Origin of the sequence: Streptomyces sp. NRRL F-525, from assembly GCF_000716605.1 — a bacterium.
In the GTDB taxonomy this organism is placed as follows: Bacteria; Actinomycetota; Actinomycetes; order Streptomycetales; family Streptomycetaceae; genus Streptomyces.
The window spans coordinates 1-18,040 of record NZ_JNXE01000071.1 but is presented as its reverse complement, the minus strand read 5'-3'; the positions used below and the strand labels follow the sequence as shown (position 1 = coordinate 18,040).

Sequence of the window (18,040 nt, the reverse complement as noted above, 5' to 3'; positions counted from 1 at the left end):
GTGGGGGGCGTTGTCGGGTGCGGAGGGTTGCTGCGGGGGCGATTCGCCTTCGGCGGCCGGGGGTTGGAGCAGCTGGGGGTGGAGCGGGGGATTGGAGGCGGGTGGCCCTTGTGTTGCGGGTTCGTCTTCGGCAGGTGCGGGGGGTTGCTGTGGGGCGGGTTCGCCTCCTGCGGGTGCAGGCGGTTCTTGCCGGGCGAACTCGCCGTCGGGGGGCGTCGGTTGGAGTGGGTTGGGGTGGCGAGGGGTGCGGGAGGCGGGTGGCCCCTGTGGGGCGGGTTCGCCATTGGCCGCTGTGGGTTGGAGCAGTTTGGAGCTGGAGGTGGGTGGCCCCTGCGGGGTGCGTTTGCCGTCGGCGGCAGGTGGCCCCTGCGGGGTTCCTTCGTCATCCACGGACCTAGGTGACTCCCGCAGGGCGGTTTCGCCATCAGCCGTTGTGCGCTGCAGCCGCTCGGGGTGGAGCGGGGCGTTCGGCGCGACTAGCCCCTGCTCGGCGAACTCGCCCCCGGTGACCGCAGGTTCAATCCCTTGCGCGGTCGGCGCCAGACCATTGCCCTCGTTCTCCTCGTGGCTCACAGCTGGACCTCGTCCTCATCCGCAGCCAGCACGTACTCCCGCTGATCCCGCTGATCGCACTGATCGCGTCGCACCACGCCCCCCGTGCCCCACTTCCCGCCCTCCCCCGGAACCAGCAACTCCGCGATGTCCAGCACATGGTGGCCCGCCATCGCCGGTAGGCAGCTGCCCTTCGCCGGGCCGATCGCTGATGCCCAGTCGGGCGGGATCGCGGACGCGCCCCGGGTCGCACCCGCCAACGCGCCTGCCACCGCGGCCGTCGTATCCGCGTCCCTTCCCATGTTCACCGCCGTGAGGACCGACTCCACGAAGTCGCCGTCGGCTGCGGCGTACGCGCCGAACGCCAGGGCTACTGCCTCCGGGGCCAGGTCGGTCCACGGGTAGCCGCCGATGACCACTGCGGAGCGGACCGCTCGTTCGCCTCGGTGGGCCACCGCCACCGCCCGGCGTAGGGAGCGGGCCGTCCAGGAGTCGTCCGGGACCACCGCCAGGGCGGAGGCGACGACCGCGATCGTCGGGGCGCCAGCCATCGCCGCCGCCACGCCCGCCGCGACCGCCTGGCCGCCGTAGATGCCCTCGCCGTCGTGGCTCACCGAACCGTCGATCGCGACCAGACGGGCCGCTTCCGCCGGGCGGCCCGCCGCGAAGACGCCGAAAGGGGCCGCGCGCATGGCCAGGCCGTCGCTCCAGGCGTGGCGGTGTTGGGCGGAGATGGGGGCCGCCAGGCCCCGGCGGAGGTTCTCCAGGGTGCCTCGTTCGCTGAAGCCCGCTCCCCGGAACGGGCCCTCGTCCCGGTCCGCGATCCACTCGTGCCAGGCCGCCTCCACGTGGGTCGGCGTGAGGGCCGAGCCGTGGCGGGCCAGGAGGAGGCCGGAGAAGATCGCGTACTCCGTGTCGTCCGTGCCGGCCGGGTTCTCCGCGACGTAGCCCGTGATGCGGCCCCAACGGGCGCGGATCTCCGAGGGCTTCATGTTTTCCGCCGGTGCGCCCAGGGCGTCTCCCACCGCCAGGCCGAGCAGCGCGCCGCGCGCCCGTTCGCGGAGTTCGGTGGCGTTCTTGGGCGCCGGGACCGGGGGAATGCAGGCGATCGATGCCATACGCGGCCTCTCCTACGGGGTTCCCTCAGGGCGCCTCAGGGCGCGGAACCCTTTGCGGATGTCTCCCACGGGAGGCCTTCGGCAGAGCCTGACGGAGTGCAGCGTCACCCGGTCGACATCTGATCGGCCTTCGTCACGGATGAGCGTTCGAGGGTAAAGGTGCAGGTTAGCCCAGCCTTTCCTTGCTGGAGGGCGGGAAATGAAAGGCGTATGTTCAGTGTTGTCGAAGAGTAGAACTTGTCTAAAGTTAGCCTCACCTTAGCTTTCGGGGGGATCACCGCATGGCCATCATCGAGACCGAAGCGACGCTCCACGAGGCGCACCGCGACAACCACACCCACCGGGATGTGAACGGCGGTTGGCTGCGCCCCGCGGTGTTCGGCGCGATGGACGGTCTCGTCTCCAACCTCGCTCTGATGACCGGTGTCGTCGGTGGTGCCGTCACTCATCAGACCGTCGTCATCACCGGGCTGGCCGGGCTCGCCGCCGGTGCCTTCTCCATGGCGGCCGGTGAGTACACCTCCGTCGCCTCCCAGCGCGAGCTGGTCGAGGCCGAGCTGGAGGTCGAGCGGCGCGAGCTGCGCAAGCACCCGGAGGACGAGGAAGGGGAGCTCGCCTCCCTCTATGAGAGTCGTGGGGTCGAGGCCGCGCTCGCCCGTGAAGTCGCCCGGCAGTTGTCCCGTGATCCTGAGCAGGCCCTTGAGATACACGCCCGCGAGGAGCTGGGGATCGACCCCGGTGATCTGCCCTCCCCGCTCGTCGCCGCCGTCTCGTCCTTCGGGGCGTTCGCGCTGGGCGCGCTGCTTCCCGTGCTGCCGTTCCTGCTCGGGGCGACCTCGCTGTGGCCGGCGCTGCTGCTCGCGCTCGTCGGGCTGTTCGGGTGCGGTGCCGTGGTGGCCCGGGTGACCGCGCGGACCTGGTGGTTCAGCGGGCTGCGGCAGCTCGCGCTGGGGGGTGCGGCGGCCGGTGTGACGTACGCCCTGGGCACCCTGTTCGGAACGGTCGTAGGATAGCTCGACGCGCACTTATGCGTTGGGTTGCATAAGTAGCCGTTACTCGCTGGTTTCGAACGCTTAACCACTGGGCATGAGCCGTAAGCGCTGTGGGCAATGACGCTCGCGGCGCACCCGCGGGATGGGCTACGACGCTCCCTCTGCCCTGGACCGACGGACATCGATCTGTCCGCTTTGGTCCCCTTCACCTCCACCGCTTGTGCGGTGCACCGCCGCGACCCCGTGGCGTCCGCATGTTGGAACGGAGTATCCGGTTCCCGAGAACCGTTCCATCATGTAACCTGCACGAAATTTTGCGCTAACTCGCAGAGGGCCAACGTCGTCCCTATGCCCATGCATATGCCACGACGACGACGGGAGAGCCGATGCGTACGCCGCGCCAGCCGTCCCAGCACACCGCGAATGGCCAGAACTGGTCCTTCATGGATGCTCGCCCTGCCGCGCAGGGTATGTACGACCCCCGCAACGAGCACGACGCCTGTGGCGTCGGCTTCGTGGCCACCCTCACCGGCGAGGCGAGCCACGCGCTGGTCGAGCAGGCGCTCACCGTGCTGCGCAACCTGGAGCACCGCGGTGCTACGGGTGCCGAACCCGACTCGGGTGACGGCGCGGGCATCCTGTCCCAGGTGCCGGACGCCTTCTTCCGCGAGGTGGCCGGATTCGACCTCCCCGCCGCCGGTGGATACGCGGTCGGCATCGCCTTCCTGCCCGAGGACGGCGCCGACGCGATCGTCTCGCAGGTCGAGACGATCGCCGTAGAGGAAGGCCTCACGGTTCTCGGGTGGCGTGAGGTGCCGACCGCGCCCGAACTCCTTGGCGCTACGGCCCGCTCCACCATGCCGCTGTTCCGTCAGCTCTTCGTGAGCGACGGGCAGAGCCAGGGCATCGACCTCGACCGCAAGGCCTTCGCGCTGCGCAAGCGCGCCGAGCGCGAGGCCGGCGTCTACTTCCCGTCGCTCTCCGCGCGGACCATCGTCTACAAGGGCATGCTCACCACCGGTCAGCTGGAGCCCTTCTTCCCGGACCTGTCCGACCGGCGCTTCGCCTCCGCGATCTCCCTCGTGCACTCCCGGTTCTCCACGAACACCTTCCCGTCGTGGCCGCTCGCCCACCCGTACCGCTTCGTCGCGCACAACGGCGAGATCAACACGGTCAAGGGCAACCGCAACTGGATGGCGGCCCGCGAGTCCCAGATCGCCTCGGACCTCTTCGGCGACCAGGACAAGATCGACCGGATCTTCCCGATCTGCACGCCCGAGGCCTCCGACTCCGCGTCCTTCGACGAGGTGCTGGAGCTGCTCCACCTCGGCGGGCGGTCGCTGCCGCACTCCGTGCTGATGATGATTCCGGAGGCGTGGGAGAACCACGACTCCATGGACCCGGCCCGCCGCGCCTTCTACCAGTTCCACGCCACGATGATGGAACCCTGGGACGGCCCGGCCTGCGTCACCTTCACCGACGGCACCCAGGTCGGCGCGGTCCTCGACCGCAACGGCCTGCGCCCCGGCCGCTACTGGGTCACCGACGAGGGCCTCGTCGTCCTCGGCTCCGAGGTCGGCGTCCTCGACATCGACCCCGCGAAGGTCGTCCGCAAGGGCCGCCTCCAGCCCGGCCGCATGTTCCTCGTGGACACCGCCGAGCACCGCATCATCGAGGACGACGAGATCAAGGCCGGCCTCGCCGCCGAGAAGCCGTACGCCGACTGGCTCGAAGCCGGTGAGATCGAGCTGTCCGACCTGCCCGAGCGTGAGCACATCGTGCACACCCACGCCTCGGTCACCCGCCGCCAGCAGACCTTCGGCTACACCGAGGAGGAGCTGCGCGTCATCCTCGCGCCGATGGCCAAGGCCGGTGCGGAGCCGATCGGTTCGATGGGCACCGACTCGCCGATCGCCGCGCTGTCCGCCCGGCCCCGGCTGCTCTTCGACTACTTCACCCAGCTGTTCGCGCAGGTCACCAACCCGCCGCTGGACGCGATCAGGGAAGAGCTCGTGACCTCCCTGCGCTCGTCCCTCGGCCCGGCGAGCAACCTGCTGGAGCCGACGGCCGCGTCCTGTCGTAGCGTCACCCTGCCCTTCCCGGTGATCGACAACGACGAGCTGGCCAAGCTCATCCACATCAACGCCGACGGCGACATGCCCGGCATGAAGGCCGCGACGCTGTCCGGTCTGTACCGGGTCTCCGGCGGCGGCGACTCCCTCGCCGCCCGCCTCGCCGAGATCTGCACCGAGGCCGACGCCGCGATCGAGAACGGCGCCCGGCTGATCGTCCTCTCGGACCGGCACTCCGACGCCGAGCACGCGCCGATCCCCTCGCTGCTGCTCACCGCCGCCGTCCACCACCACCTCATCCGCACCAAGCAGCGCACCCAGGTGGGCCTGCTGGTCGAGGCCGGTGACGTCCGCGAGGTCCACCACGTCGCCCTGCTCATCGGCTTCGGCGCCGCGGCCGTCAACCCGTACCTGGCGATGGAGTCCGTCGAGGACCTCGTCCGCGCGGGCACGTTCCTCACCGACATCGAGGCCGAGCAGGCCATCCGGAACCTGATCTACGCGCTCGGCAAGGGCGTCCTCAAGGTCATGTCCAAGATGGGCATCTCGACGGTCGCCTCCTACCGGGGCGCCCAGGTCTTCGAAGCGGTCGGTCTGGACGAGCAGTTCGTCAACGCCTACTTCAGCGGTACGGCCACCAAGATCGGCGGCGTCGGCATCGACGTCATCGCCAAGGAGGTCGCCGCCCGCCACGCGAAGGCGTACCCGGCGAGCGGCATCGCGCCCGCGCACCGGGCCCTCGACATAGGCGGCGAGTACCAGTGGCGCCGCGAGGGCGAGCCGCACCTGTTCGACCCGGAGACGGTGTTCCGCCTCCAGCACTCGACGCGGACCAACCGCTACGACATCTTCAAGAAGTACACGGACCGCGTGAACGAGCAGTCCGAGCGGCTGATGACGCTGCGCGGCCTCTTCGGCTTCAAGTCGGACCGCCCGTCGATCTCCATCGACGAGGTCGAGCCCGTCTCCGAGATCGTCAAGCGCTTCTCCACCGGCGCCATGTCGTACGGCTCCATCTCCCTGGAGGCGCACGAGACCCTCGCCATCGCCATGAACCAGCTGGGCGGCAAGTCCAACACCGGTGAGGGCGGCGAGGACGCGGACCGGCTCTACGACCCGGCCCGGCGCAGCGCCATCAAGCAGGTCGCCTCCGGCCGCTTCGGCGTCACCTCCGAGTACCTGGTCAACGCGGACGACATCCAGATCAAGATGGCCCAGGGCGCCAAGCCCGGCGAGGGCGGCCAGCTGCCCGGCCACAAGGTCTATCCCTGGGTCGCCAAGACCCGGCACAGCACCCCCGGCGTCGGTCTCATCTCGCCGCCGCCGCACCACGACATCTACTCCATCGAAGACCTCGCCCAGCTGATCCACGACCTGAAGAACGCGAACCCGCAGGCGCGGATCCACGTGAAGCTGGTCTCCGAGGTCGGTGTCGGTACGGTCGCCGCGGGTGTGTCGAAGGCGCACGCGGACGTCGTGCTCATCTCCGGCCACGACGGCGGTACGGGCGCTTCGCCGCTGACGTCGCTCAAGCACGCTGGTGGACCTTGGGAGTTGGGCCTTGCCGAGACCCAACAGACCTTGCTGCTCAACGGACTTCGCGACCGGATCGTCGTCCAGACCGACGGCCAGCTGAAGACCGGCCGTGACGTCGTCATCGCCGCGCTGCTCGGCGCCGAGGAGTTCGGTTTCGCGACCGCGCCGCTCGTCGTCTCCGGCTGCGTCATGATGCGCGTCTGCCACCTCGACACCTGCCCGGTCGGCATCGCCACCCAGAACCCGGTGCTCCGCGACCGGTTCGCCGGCAAGGCCGAATACGTCGTGAACTTCTTCCAGTTCATCGCCGAAGAGGTCCGCGAGATCCTCGCCGAGCTGGGCTTCCGCACCATCGAGGAAGCCGTAGGCAAGGCGGGAACGCTGGACGTCGAGCGGGCCGTGGACCACTGGAAGGCGCAGGGCCTGGACCTGGCTCCGCTCTTCTACGTCCCCGAACTCCCGGACGGCGCCGCCCTCCACCAGGTCATCAAGCAGGACCACGGCCTGGAGAAGGCGCTCGACAACGAGCTGATCAAGCTCGCCGCCGACGCCCTCGCCGCGTCCAGCGCCACCGACGCCCAGCCGGTCCGTGCGCAGGTCGCGATCCGCAACATCAACCGCACGGTCGGCACGATGCTCGGCCACGAGGTGACGAAGAAGTTCGGCGGCGCGGGCCTGCCCGACGACACCATCGACATCACCTTCACCGGCTCGGCGGGCCAGTCCTTCGGCGCCTTCCTCCCGCGCGGTGTCACGCTGCGCCTGGAGGGCGACGCCAACGACTATGTGGGCAAGGGCCTTTCGGGCGGCCGGGTCATCGTCCGCCCCGACCGGGGCGCCGACCACCTCGCCGAGTTCTCCACCATCGCGGGCAACACCATCGCCTACGGCGCGACCGGCGGCGAGCTGTTCCTGCGCGGGCGTACCGGTGAGCGGTTCTGTGTCCGCAACTCCGGTGCCACCGTGGTCTCCGAGGGTGTGGGCGACCACGGCTGCGAGTACATGACCGGCGGCCGGGCGGTCGTCCTGGGCGAGACCGGCCGCAACTTCGCGGCGGGCATGTCCGGCGGCATCGCCTACGTCATCGACCTGAACCCCGACAACGTGAACGTCGGAAACGCGGGCGCCGTGGGCGAGTTGGACGACACCGACAAGCAGTGGCTGCACGACGTGGTGCGCCGGCACGCCGAGGAGACCGGTTCCACGGTCGCCGAGAAGCTGCTCGCCGAGTGGCCCGTGTCCGTGGACCGCTTCAGCAAGATCATCCCCAGCGCCTACAAGGCAGTGCTCGCCGCCAAGGACGCCGCTGAGCAAGCGGGTCTCTCCGAGACCGAGATCACCGAGAAGATGATGGAGGCGGCGATCAATGGCTGACCCGAAGGGCTTTCTGAACCACGGGCGCGAGGTCGCCAAGTCCCGCCCCGTGGACGTCCGTCTGAAGGACTGGAACGAGGTCTACGTCCCCGGTTCCCTGCTGCCGATCATCGGCAAGCAGGCTGGCCGCTGCATGGACTGCGGTATCCCGTTCTGCCACAACGGCTGTCCGCTGGGGAACCTGATCCCCGAGTGGAACGACTACGCGTACCGCGAGGACTGGACGGCCGCGTCGGAGCGCCTCCACGCCACCAACAACTTCCCTGAGTTCACCGGGCGGTTGTGCCCCGCGCCGTGCGAGGCGGCCTGCGTGCTGGGCATCAACCAGCCGCCGGTCACCATCAAGAACGTCGAGGTCTCCATCATCGACAAGGCCTGGGAGACGGGCGATGTCGCCCCGCAGGCCCCCGAGCGACTCTCCGGCAAGACCGTCGCGGTCATCGGCTCGGGCCCGGCGGGCCTCGCCGCCGCGCAGCAGCTGACGCGGGCGGGCCACACCGTCGCCGTCTACGAGCGCGCGGACCGCATCGGGGGTCTTCTCCGGTACGGCATCCCCGAGTTCAAGATGGAGAAGCGGCACATCAACCGCCGTATCGAGCAGATGCGCGCGGAGGGCACCCGCTTCCGCACCGGCATCGAGATCGGCGTCGACCTCAAGGCCACCGACCTGCGCAAGCGCTACGACGCGGTCGTCATCGCCGCCGGCTCCACCACCGCGCGTGATCTCCCCGTCCCCGGACGGGAGTTGACCGGCGTCTACCAGGCGATGGAGTACCTGCCCCTGTCGAACAAGGTCCAGGAAGGCGACTACGTCACCGCCCCGGTCTCGGCCGAGGGCAAGCACGTCGTCGTCATCGGCGGCGGCGACACCGGCGCGGACTGCGTCGGCACGGCGCACCGCCAAGGGGCCGCGTCCGTCACGCAGTTGGAGATCATGCCCCGCCCGGGCGACGAGCGGAACGCGGTCGCGCAGCCCTGGCCGACCTTCCCGATGCTCTACAAGGTGACCTCCGCGCACGAGGAGGGCGGTGAGCGGGTCTACTCCGTCAACACCACCCACTTCGAGGGCGACGAGGACGGCAACGTCCAGTGGCTGCACCTCGTCGAGGTCGAGTTCGTCGAGGGCAAGCTGACCCAGAAGCCCGGCACCGAGCGCAAGATCCCGGCCCAACTGGTCACGCTGGCCATGGGGTTCACCGGCACCGACCGTGAGAACGGCCTGGTCGACCAGTTCGCCCTGGGCCTCGACGAGCGCGGCAACATCGCCCGCGACGCCGACTTCCAGACCAACGTCCCCGGCGTCTTCGTCGCCGGCGACGCGGGCCGCGGCCAGTCCCTCATCGTCTGGGCCATCGCGGAGGGCCGCTCGGCCGCCCGCGGAGTCGACCGCTTCCTGACCGGCGCCAGCGAACTGCCGGCGCCGATCCGGCCGACGGACCGTGCGTTGATGGTCTGACGGTTCATGGTCCGACGGTTCGCCGTCTGACGGTTCATCAAAAGACGTCCGCACAAAGGCGTGCGGAGCACGAGACGGCGCCTGCCTTGTCCCCGACCGGACCCGGCAGGCGTCGCCGTATGTCCGGGTCCAACTCGCGCCCCTCTACGGCACCTTGTACGTCTCCCCGTACACCTTCCACACCAACGGCGTCCGCAGCTCCAGGTTCCCCTCCTCCAGGAACTTCCGCTGGGCCGTGTCGATGCGGGTGGTGTCGATGCCGGGGTGCTTGGCCCGCATGGTGGCGCGGCGCACGTCGAGGAAGGTGCTGAGGTACGCCTTCTCGGAACCGCCCTCCGCCGGGGTCTTGGCCTGCCGCATCGCGCGCTCCCGGATGCCGTAGAAGCCGTCCGTGCCGGGGCCGTGGAAGACGATCGCGTCGTAGTAGATGAACTGGCCGAGCGGGCCCAGGCCGTCGCGTTTCGCCGCGCTGACCGCGGGGTCGAAGTAGATGCGGTCGCGCTCCGCGTCCTGCGCCGCCTGGAAGGCCGGGACCTTCGCCTCGGCGCGCCAGGCGGCCGGGAAGCCGGGGTCCAGGCCCTCGTGGGAGGCCGTGCCGTCGACCTTGCGCAGGGCGGGGAGGTAGCGGGCGAGGCCGTTGTCGGGGTGGGCGGCGGTGTAGCGCTCGACCAGGACGAGGAGGTCGTGGGTGCCGGTGCAGAAGCCGATGATGCCCGCGGTGTAGCCCTGTCCGTCGCCGATGTCCTGCACATAGCCGTACGCGCTGCGCCAGTCGAGCGTCGAGTTCTCCGCGCTGGCCACCAGTTCCTGGGCGAGGTTCTTCATGGCCGGCGCGGCCAGGCCCTCGGGTGCTCTACGTTCGGTCGCGGCGGACGGGTGCGTGGGCCGCGGGTCGGTGTGGGCGGTGGGTGAGAGGCCGTAGGCCGTCGCTGCGATGGCGACGGGCACGGCGGCGAGCATCAGGACGCCGGCGCGTTTCATGGGCCCAGCGTAAGGGCGGTTACGTCCGTTATTTCGGGGGTTGAGGGGACAATGCGCCTGCCGGAGCTCCGTGGCGTAATCTCGATCCTTTCACCGTGATCCGAAGGGAGCCTCCGTGGCCGCGATCTCTCTCAGCAAGGTCGAGGAGACCGCGCCCGCGCTGGTCAGCCTGTACAAGAGCGCCGGGGTCTCGCTCCGCAAGCACGGGCTGGACGGGCAGCGGGCCGCCGTCTATCTCGTGGTCGACTACTCGGGCTCCATGAAGCCGTACTACAAGGACGGCAGCGTCCAGGCCCTGGCCGACCGGGTGTTGGGCCTCTCGGCACACCTCGACGACGACGGAACCGTGCCGGTCATATTCTTCTCGACCGACGTCGACGCCGTCACGGACATCGCGCTGGCCGACCACCAGGGCCGGATCGAGCGGATCGTGGCCGGGCTCGGGCACATGGGCAAGACCAGTTACCACCTGGCCATGGACGCCGTCATCGACCACTACCTCGACAGTGGCGCCAAGGACCCCGCCCTCGTCGTCTTCCAGACCGACGGCGGCCCCATCAACAAGCTCGCCGCGGAACGGTACTTGTGCAAGGCGGCCAAGCTCCCGCTGTTCTGGCAGTTCGTCGGCTTCGGCGACGCGAAGAGCAAGCAGTTCGAATTCCTGCGCAAACTCGACGAGTTGGCGGTGCCGCAGAAGCGGGAGATCGACAACGCGGGCTTCTTCCATGCCGGTTCGGATCCGCTGATGATGTCCGACGCGGAGCTCTACGACCGCCTCGTGGGCGAGTTCCCGCAGTGGCTCGCGACGGCGCGGGAGCGGGGGTTCGTCCAGTGATCCGCGCCCTGCCCGCCTCGGCCCGAACTGCCGTGCCCTGGAAGAACGGTGGCGGTGTGACGCGCGAGATCGCCGCCTGGCCCGAGGGCTCGGGCATGGACGACTTCGTATGGCGGGTGAGCCTCGCCGAGGTCGCGGCGGACGGCCCGTTCTCGGCCTTCCCCGACATCGACCGCACCCTGACCGTCGTCGAGGGCGCGGGCATGGATCTGACGGTGGGCGGCGAGCGGTGGCTGGTCAACACCCGTTACGAACCAAGGGACTTCAGGGGTGACGTACCGACCGACTGCCGGTTGTTGGACGGCCCGGTGGTCAATCTGAACGTCATGTGGCGCAGGGGAGCGGTCTCTACGGCTGTTGTTCCTACGGTGGCTGTCGTGCGGGGGCGGTTGCGGCTGGGCGCGGGCACACTGGTCGTGGCACTCGACGGCACCGCCGAAGTCGCCGGACTGACTCTCCAGCCTTACGACGCCGTGCAGTTGGGCGAGGAGGCGGTGCTGCACGCCCAGGGACGTGCGGCCGTGATCGGGTTGCCGATGGCCGCTGACGCACCGTTGGCTTAGCCCGGACCTCGTGGCACCCTGTGGGGTGATCCGACGGGGAGGGCGGCCAACGTATGGACGGCGCACGATCGGTGAACGGAGCGGTGGGTGCCGGGCGGGCGCCCGGCGCCGGTAAAGGGGAGAAGCTCGCCGACTGGGCGGACGGGCGGCTCGGGCTGTACGCGATCGCCAAGTCCAATATGCGCAAGGTCTTCCCGGACCACTGGTCCTTCATGCTCGGCGAGATCTGCCTCTACAGCTTCATCATCCTGATCCTCACCGGCGTCTATCTCACCCTGTTCTTCGAACCGAGCGGCGTCGAGGTCATCTACCACGGTTCGTACGCGCCGTTGAACGGCATCCCGATGACCCGGGCGTTCGAGTCCACGCTCGACATCAGCTTCGACGTGCGCGGCGGGCTGCTGATCCGGCAGATCCACCACTGGGCGGCGGTCGTCTTCATCGCCGGCATGCTCATCCACATGATGCGGGTGTTCTTCACCGGCGCGTTCCGCAAGCCGCGCGAGATCAACTGGGTGTTCGGCTGGACCCTGTTGTTCCTCGGCATCATCACCGGGCTGACCGGCTACTCGCTCCCCGACGACCTGCTGTCCGGCACCGGCATCCGCTTCGCGGACGGCGCGATCCTGTCCGTGCCGATCGTGGGCACGTACATGTCGATGTTCCTGTTCGGCGGGGAGTTCCCGGGGCACGACATCATCTCGCGGCTCTTCCCGGTCCATGTCCTGCTGCTGCCGGGGATCATGCTGGGCCTGGTGGTCGCGCACCTGATCCTGGTCTTCTACCACAAGCACACCATGTATCCCGGGCCCGGACACAACCAGAAGTCCGTGGTCGGCATGCCGTTCCTGCCGGTCTACATGGCCAAGGCGGGCGGCTTCTTCTTCCTCGTCTTCGGCGTCCTCGCGATCATGGGCGGGATCGCCAGCATCAACCCCGTGTGGGCCTTCGGACCGTACCGGCCGGACCTGGTGACGACCGGCGCGCAGCCCGACTGGTACCTCGGCTTCTCCGAGGGACTGATCCGGGTGATGCCGGGATGGGAGCTCAACGCCTGGGGCCACACACTGGAGTTGGGCGTCTTCATCCCCTTCACGCTCTTCCCGCTGATCCTCGCCGCCATCGGCGCCTACCCCTTCATCGAGGCCTGGATCACCGGCGACAAACGCGAACACCACATCCTTGACCGGCCGCGCAACATGCCCGTGCGCACTGGGCTCGGCGTGGCCTGGCTGAGCCTGTACGCGGTGCTGCTGATCGGCGGCGGCAACGACGTCGTGGCCACGCATCTCAATCTCTCGATCAACGCGATCACCTGGTTCGTGCGGATCTCCTTCTTCGTCATGCCGGTCGCCGCGTTCCTGGTCACCAAACGCGTCTGCCTCGGGCTCCAACGCCGGGACCGGGACAAGGTGTTGCACGGCCGTGAGTCCGGCCTCATCAAGATGCTGCCGCACGGCGAGTACGTCGAGGTCCACGAACCCCTCACCCCGGACGAGCGGTTCAGGCTCACCCAGCACGAACAGGAACCGCCGTACGCGATCGGCCCGCTCGTCGACACGAACGGCGTCGAACGGCAGGTCAAGGGCGGGCAGCGGGTACGGGCCCGGCTCGCCAAGGCGATGTTCGGCCCCGAGGCCCGCATCCCCAAGCCGACGGCGGAGGAGTACAAGGAACTCACGAGCGGCGACCACCACCACTGAGGCCGTCGAGTACGGCGGCCCGGCACTCGCCCGGGCTGCCCCAACTCGACCGCAGGGCACGGGCCTTGGTCAGCCACAGCGACAGGTCGTACTCCGCCGTGTAACCGATCGCGCCGTGCAACTGAAGCGCTGTACGGGCCGTCCGGTACGCCGCCTCGCACGCCGTGACCTTCGCGGCGGCCACGTCCGACTCCGTCATGGTGAGCGCGGCGCCGAAGAGCAGCGGGCGGGCGAACTCCAACGCGAGCTTCGCATCGGCCAGTTGATGCTTCACGGCCTGGAACGAGCCGACGGGCACCCCGAATTGGGTGCGCTGTTTGACGTAGGCCACGGTCCTGTCGAGCAACGCGAGCCCGACACCGAGGGCTTGGGCGGCGGTGGCGAGGCGGGCCCAGGTGAGGGCGTGGGCCAAGGGTGGTTCCGGGGTGAGGAGTTCACCGCCGGGGAGGAGGCGGGTGAGGCGGCGAGCGGGGTCGAGGGACGCGCGCACCGGCCCGTGCCCGGGGGCCATCCGCAGACCGTCCCCGTCCCAGCTCAGGCGCGTCGTCGCCACGTCACCGTCCAGTGCGTACGACCCCGCCGGTGCCGCCGTCGCCATCACCTCACCCGACGCCAGCGCGGGCAACAGGCGTTTGGCCGGACCGGGTTCGGTCAGCAACGCGGCTGCCATGACCATCTCCACCAGCGGCCCCGGAACCGCGTGCCGCCCCAACTCCACGAACGCCACGGCGAGTTCGACCGGCCGGGGTCCCAACCCCTCGTATGCCTCGGGCACCGCCAGCGCGAACACCCCGGCCTCGGCGATACGGCGCCACAACGCCCGCCCGCTCGTATGCTCGCCGCGACTCCACTCCCGCACGACCGACGGGGTGTCCGCAGCCGTCAGCATCGCGTTCAACGAGTCGGCGAACGCCCGCTGTTCGGGGTCTAGGAGGAAGCGCATCAGCGGCGGCCCTTCGGCAGGCCGAGCAGGCGCTCGGCGATGATGTCGCGCTGGATCTCGTTCGTACCGGCGTAGATGGGCCCGGCCAGGGAGAAGACGTAACCCTCGGCCCAGTCGGTGTCCGCCAACTCGCCCTCCTCGCCGAGCAGTTCGAGGGCGGTCTCGTGCAGGGCGATGTCGTACTCGGACCAGAAGACCTTGTTCAGGCTGGACTCCGGGCCGATGGACTCGCCGTCGAGGAAACGGGAGGCGTTGGCGTAGGTGAAGAGCTGGTAGGCGCGGGCGCCGATCACCGCGTCGGCGACCTGGTCCCGCGTGGTCTGTGAACTGCCTTGTGCGCGCCAGAGGTTGAGGAGGCGGTCGGCGGCGGCGAGGAAGCGGCCGGGGGAGCGGAGGGTGAGGCCGCGTTCGTTGCCGGCAGTGGCCATGGCGACCCGCCAGCCCTGGCCCGGTTCGCCGATGACGTCCTCGTCGGGGACGAATACGTCGTCCAGGAAGAGTTCCGCGAAGGCGGGCTTGCCGTCGAGGCGGCCGATCGGGCGGACCGTGACGCCGGGCGCGTGGAGGTCGAACATCAGGTAGGTCAGGCCCTGGTGGGGCTTCGGGGTGTCGGGTTCGCTGCGGAACAGGCCGAACGCGCGGTCCGCGAAGGCCGCCCGCGACGACCACGTCTTCTGCCCGCTGAGCAGCCAGCCCCCGCCCGTGCGCATCGCGCGCGAGGTGAGCGAGGCCAGGTCGGATCCGGCTTCCGGCTCCGACCAGGCCTGGGCCCACACCACTTCACCGGTGGCCATCGAGGGCAGCACGCGCGCGCGTTGCTCCCGCGTGCCGTGGTCGAAGAGGGTCGGGGCGAGCAGGTTGATGCCGTTCTGGCCGACCCGGCCCGGCGCGCCCGCCGCGTAGTACTCCTCCTCGAACACCAGCCACCGCACGATGTCCACGCCCCGGCCGCCGTACTCCTCCGGCCAGGACACCACCGACCAACGGTCCGCGGCGAGTTGGGCCTCCCAGACGCGGTGCGCGGCGAAGCCGTCGGTTGTTTCCAGGGAGGGGAGGGGCTCGGGCGGCACGTGCGCGCGCAGCCAGGCGCGGGCCTCGGCGCGGAACGCCTGCTGGTCGGGCGTGAAGTCGAGGTCCATGCGGCCGTCTCTCCTCAACAGTCCTTCCCTAACAAGTGTTTGGTAGGTTAGCGTGGGCCCATGACAGGCGTCGAGAGTCCGGCATACGTCCCCGGGCACGGGCTGCTGAAGGGACGCACCGCCGTTGTCACCGCCGCCGCCGGCGCGGGCATCGGCGGGGCCACCGCGCGCCGCTTCCTGGAGGAGGGTGCGCGCGTGCTGATCAGCGACGCGCACGCACGGCGACTCAAGGAGTACGAGGCCGAGTTGGCCGGGGAGTTCGGCGCGGAGGCGGTCGTAGCGCTGCCGTGCGACGTGACGGACGAGGCTCAGGTGCGGGCGTTGTTCGACACTGCCGTGGCCGCGCACGGACGTCTCGACGTCGTCGTCAACAACGCTGGTCTGGGCGGCACTTCGGACCTCGTCGACATGACCGACGAGCAGTGGTCGAAGGTGCTGGACGTGACCTTGAACGGCACGTTCCGGTGCACCCGGGCGGCCCTGCGCGCGATGCGCGGGAGCGGTGGCGGGGTGATCGTCAACAACGCCTCCGTCGTCGGCTGGCGTGCCCAGGCCGGGCAGGCGCACTATGCGGCGGCCAAGGCGGGCGTGATGGCGCTGACCCGGTGCGCGGCGATCGAGGCCGCCGAGTACGGGGTGCGGGTCAACGCGGTTTCGCCGAGCCTCGCGATGCACCCGCACCTGGTGAAGGTGACGACACCGGAGTTGCTGGCCGAACTCACCGGGCGCGAGGCCTTCGGGCGGTACGCGGAGCCCTGGGAGGTGGCCAACGTGATCGTGTTCCTGGCCTCGGACTACTCGTCGTACATGACGGGTGAGGTCGTCGCTGTGAGCAGTCAGCATGCGTAGCGGCACGAGGGGCTGCACGGGAGGCCGGGGCCGGGGCACGACAATGGTGCCGTGCCGACCAAGAAGAAGCCCCCGGTGACCGCCGCTCCGGCCCGCCGTCGTGAACTCCTCGACACGGCGGCCGAGGTCTTCGCCGAGCAGGGGTACAACGCCACCACCGTACGGAAGATCGCCGACCACGCGGGCATGCTCGCGGGCAGCCTCTACTACCACTTCGACTCCAAGGAATCGATGCTGGAGGAGATCCTGCGGACCTTCCTCGACGAGCTGTGGGGCGGCTACGACACCGTCCTGGACGCCGAGTTGAACCCGCGCGAGACGCTCGAGGCCCTGGTCACCGAGTCGTTCCGGGAGATCGACCGGCACCGCGCCGCCGTCGCGATCTACCAGAAGGAGAGCAAGCAGCTGGTCGCGCAGGAGCGGTTCGCGTTCCTCGCCGAGTCGCAGCGCAAGTTCGAGAAGGCGTGGCTGTCCACGCTGGAGCGCGGGGTCGCCGCCCGGGTCTTCCGGGCCGACCTCGACGTCCGGCTCACCTACCGGTTCGTCCGGGACACGGTGTGGGTCGCCGCGTCCTGGTACCGGCCGGGCGGCCAGCACAGCGCCGAGGAGATCGCCCGGCAGTACCTCTCGATGGTGCTGGACGGGATCGCCGTACGCACGTAACTCACGGGTGTGGATGGGGAGTTGGCATGGCCGAGGCCTATATCGTCGAAGCGGTCCGTGCGCCCGTCGGGCGGCGCCGGGGAGGGCTGAGCGGGGTGCATCCGGCCGACCTCGGGGCGCATGTGCTCAAGGAACTCGTCGCGCGCTCGGGGATCGATCCCGCCGCCGTCGAGGACGTCGTCTTCGGGTGTCTGGACGCGGTGGGGCCGCAGGCCGGGGACATCGCGCGGACCGCCTGGCTGGCGGCCGGGCTGCCCGAGGAGGTGCCGGGCGTGACGGTGGACCGGCAGTGCGGCTCCTCGCAGCAGGCGGTGCACTTCGCGGCGCAGGGTGTGCTGTCCGGCACGCAGGACCTGGTGGTCGCCGGGGGAGTCCAGAACATGTCGTTGATCCCCATCGCCTTCGCCTCCCGCCAGGCCGCCGAACCGCTCGGGCTCACCGACGGCCCCTTCGCGGGCAGCGAGGGCTGGCGCGCGCGGTACGGGACACGGCCGGTGAACCAGTTCGCCGGGGCCGAGATGATCGCCGCGAAGTGGGGGATCAGCAGGCAGGACCAGGAGGAGTTCGCGCTGCGGTCGCACCGGCGGGCCCTGCGCGCGATCGACGAGGGCCGATTCGAACGGGAGACGGTGGCCTACGGCCCGGTCACGGTCGACGAGGGCCCACGGCGGGACACCTCGCTGGAGAAGATGGCCGGACTGAAGCCGGTGGTCGACGGTGGCACCATCACCGCCGCGTGCTCCTCCCAGGTCTCCGACGGCGCGGCGGCGATGCTGCTCGCCTCGGAACGGGCCGTCCGCGAACACGGGTTGACGCCCCGCGCCCGTGTCCACCACCTCTCCGTCCGCGGCGAGGACCCGATCCGCATGCTCTCGGCCCCCATCCCGGCCACCGCCCACGCCCTGAAGAAGACCGGCCTCTCCATCGACGCGATCGACCTCGTCGAGATCAACGAGGCGTTCGCACCCGTCGTCCTGGCCTGGCTGAAGGAGACGGGCGCTGACCCGGAGAAGGTCAACGTCAACGGCGGCGCGATCGCCCTCGGCCACCCCCTCGGCGCGACCGGCGTCAAGCTCATGACCACCCTCCTCCACGAACTGGAGCGCACCGACGGCCGGTTCGGCCTCCAGACGATGTGCGAGGGCGGAGGGCAGGCCAACGTGACGATCATCGAACGGCTTTGATCGACGGGGGTCACGTCTTAGCTGCCTGCCCCTGGGGGGCCTCCCCCCTCCCCCCGCCCCTTCCTCCCCGCCCCCTGCCC

The 18,040-nt window shown here is 69.9% G+C and carries 13 protein-coding genes; 9 read left to right on the top strand and 4 right to left on the bottom strand.

What is annotated here, in order from left to right; genetic code table 11:
- Positions 1 to 569 precede the first annotated feature (569 nt).
- Positions 570 to 1,670 carry an ADP-ribosylglycohydrolase family protein gene (locus tag OO69_RS47135; protein ID WP_033287212.1) on the bottom strand — a complete coding sequence of 367 codons (1,101 nt, stop codon included), beginning with the start codon at positions 1,668 to 1,670 and terminating at the stop codon, positions 570 to 572.
- Positions 1,671 to 1,951: 281 nt separating this feature from the next.
- Between OO69_RS47135 and OO69_RS47130 the strand changes: the two genes are divergently transcribed.
- The 3 genes from OO69_RS47130 to OO69_RS47120 all read left to right on the top strand — a co-directional run bounded on the left by OO69_RS47130 (position 1,952) and on the right by OO69_RS47120 (position 9,100).
- Positions 1,952 to 2,683 carry a VIT1/CCC1 transporter family protein gene (locus OO69_RS47130; RefSeq protein ID WP_033287211.1) on the top strand — a complete coding sequence of 244 codons (732 nt, stop codon included), beginning with the start codon at positions 1,952 to 1,954 and terminating at the stop codon, positions 2,681 to 2,683.
- Between the two features lie 365 nt (positions 2,684 to 3,048).
- Positions 3,049 to 7,644, top strand: coding sequence for a glutamate synthase large subunit (gene gltB, locus OO69_RS47125; protein WP_078652909.1), 4,596 nt, complete (start codon positions 3,049 to 3,051; stop codon positions 7,642 to 7,644).
- A complete protein-coding gene (locus OO69_RS47120) occupies positions 7,637 to 9,100 on the top strand; it encodes a glutamate synthase subunit beta (protein WP_033287209.1) in 1,464 nt (487 codons plus the stop codon). Before gltB ends, OO69_RS47120 begins: the two co-directional genes overlap by 8 nt.
- A gap of 144 nt (positions 9,101 to 9,244) precedes the next feature.
- Here OO69_RS47120 and OO69_RS47115 read toward each other — a convergent pair whose 3' ends face one another.
- Entirely contained in the window at positions 9,245 to 10,081 is an 837-nt protein-coding gene (locus tag OO69_RS47115; RefSeq protein WP_033287208.1) for a chitosanase, read from the bottom strand.
- Positions 10,082 to 10,196: 115 nt separating this feature from the next.
- Between OO69_RS47115 and OO69_RS47110 the strand changes: the two genes are divergently transcribed.
- Genes OO69_RS47110 through OO69_RS47100 form a run of 3 tightly spaced genes read left to right on the top strand, consistent with a single transcriptional unit; the run spans position 10,197 to position 13,182 of the window.
- Complete coding sequence (locus tag OO69_RS47110; protein WP_033287207.1) at positions 10,197 to 10,916, top strand: vWA domain-containing protein; 720 nt, start codon at positions 10,197 to 10,199, stop codon at positions 10,914 to 10,916.
- On the top strand, positions 10,913 to 11,479 hold the full coding sequence (locus tag OO69_RS47105; RefSeq protein ID WP_033287206.1) for a HutD family protein: 567 nt from the start codon (positions 10,913 to 10,915) through the stop codon (positions 11,477 to 11,479). Before OO69_RS47110 ends, OO69_RS47105 begins: the two co-directional genes overlap by 4 nt.
- 53 nt (positions 11,480 to 11,532) lie before the next feature.
- The gene (locus OO69_RS47100; protein WP_033287205.1) at positions 11,533 to 13,182 is read left to right on the top strand and encodes a cytochrome b; all 1,650 of its coding nucleotides are present in this window, start codon (positions 11,533 to 11,535) and stop codon (positions 13,180 to 13,182) included.
- On the opposite strand, the gene OO69_RS47095 is transcribed toward OO69_RS47100, so the two are convergent.
- Together OO69_RS47095 and OO69_RS47090 are read right to left on the bottom strand one after the other, a co-directional pair.
- A complete protein-coding gene (locus tag OO69_RS47095; protein WP_033287204.1) occupies positions 13,157 to 14,125 on the bottom strand; it encodes an acyl-CoA dehydrogenase family protein in 969 nt (322 codons plus the stop codon). The genes OO69_RS47100 and OO69_RS47095 overlap by 26 nt on opposite strands.
- Positions 14,125 to 15,264 carry an acyl-CoA dehydrogenase family protein gene (locus OO69_RS47090; protein ID WP_033287203.1) on the bottom strand — a complete coding sequence of 380 codons (1,140 nt, stop codon included), beginning with the start codon at positions 15,262 to 15,264 and terminating at the stop codon, positions 14,125 to 14,127. Before OO69_RS47090 ends, OO69_RS47095 begins: the two co-directional genes overlap by 1 nt.
- A gap of 60 nt (positions 15,265 to 15,324) precedes the next feature.
- On the opposite strand from OO69_RS47090, the gene OO69_RS47085 reads away from it, so the two are divergent.
- From OO69_RS47085 to OO69_RS47075, 3 genes are read left to right on the top strand one after another with little or no spacing between them, the layout of a single operon-like run.
- On the top strand, positions 15,325 to 16,113 hold the full coding sequence (locus OO69_RS47085) for an SDR family oxidoreductase (protein ID WP_033287202.1): 789 nt from the start codon (positions 15,325 to 15,327) through the stop codon (positions 16,111 to 16,113).
- A 51-nt stretch (positions 16,114 to 16,164) separates the two neighbouring features.
- Positions 16,165 to 16,776 (top strand): TetR/AcrR family transcriptional regulator, encoded by a 612-nt coding sequence (locus OO69_RS47080; RefSeq protein ID WP_033287201.1) that lies wholly within the window; start codon positions 16,165 to 16,167, stop codon positions 16,774 to 16,776.
- A 26-nt stretch (positions 16,777 to 16,802) separates the two neighbouring features.
- Positions 16,803 to 17,960: an acetyl-CoA C-acetyltransferase gene (locus OO69_RS47075; protein WP_033287200.1), complete on the top strand. Its 1,158-nt coding sequence runs from the start codon at positions 16,803 to 16,805 to the stop codon at positions 17,958 to 17,960.
- Positions 17,961 to 18,040 lie beyond the last annotated feature (80 nt).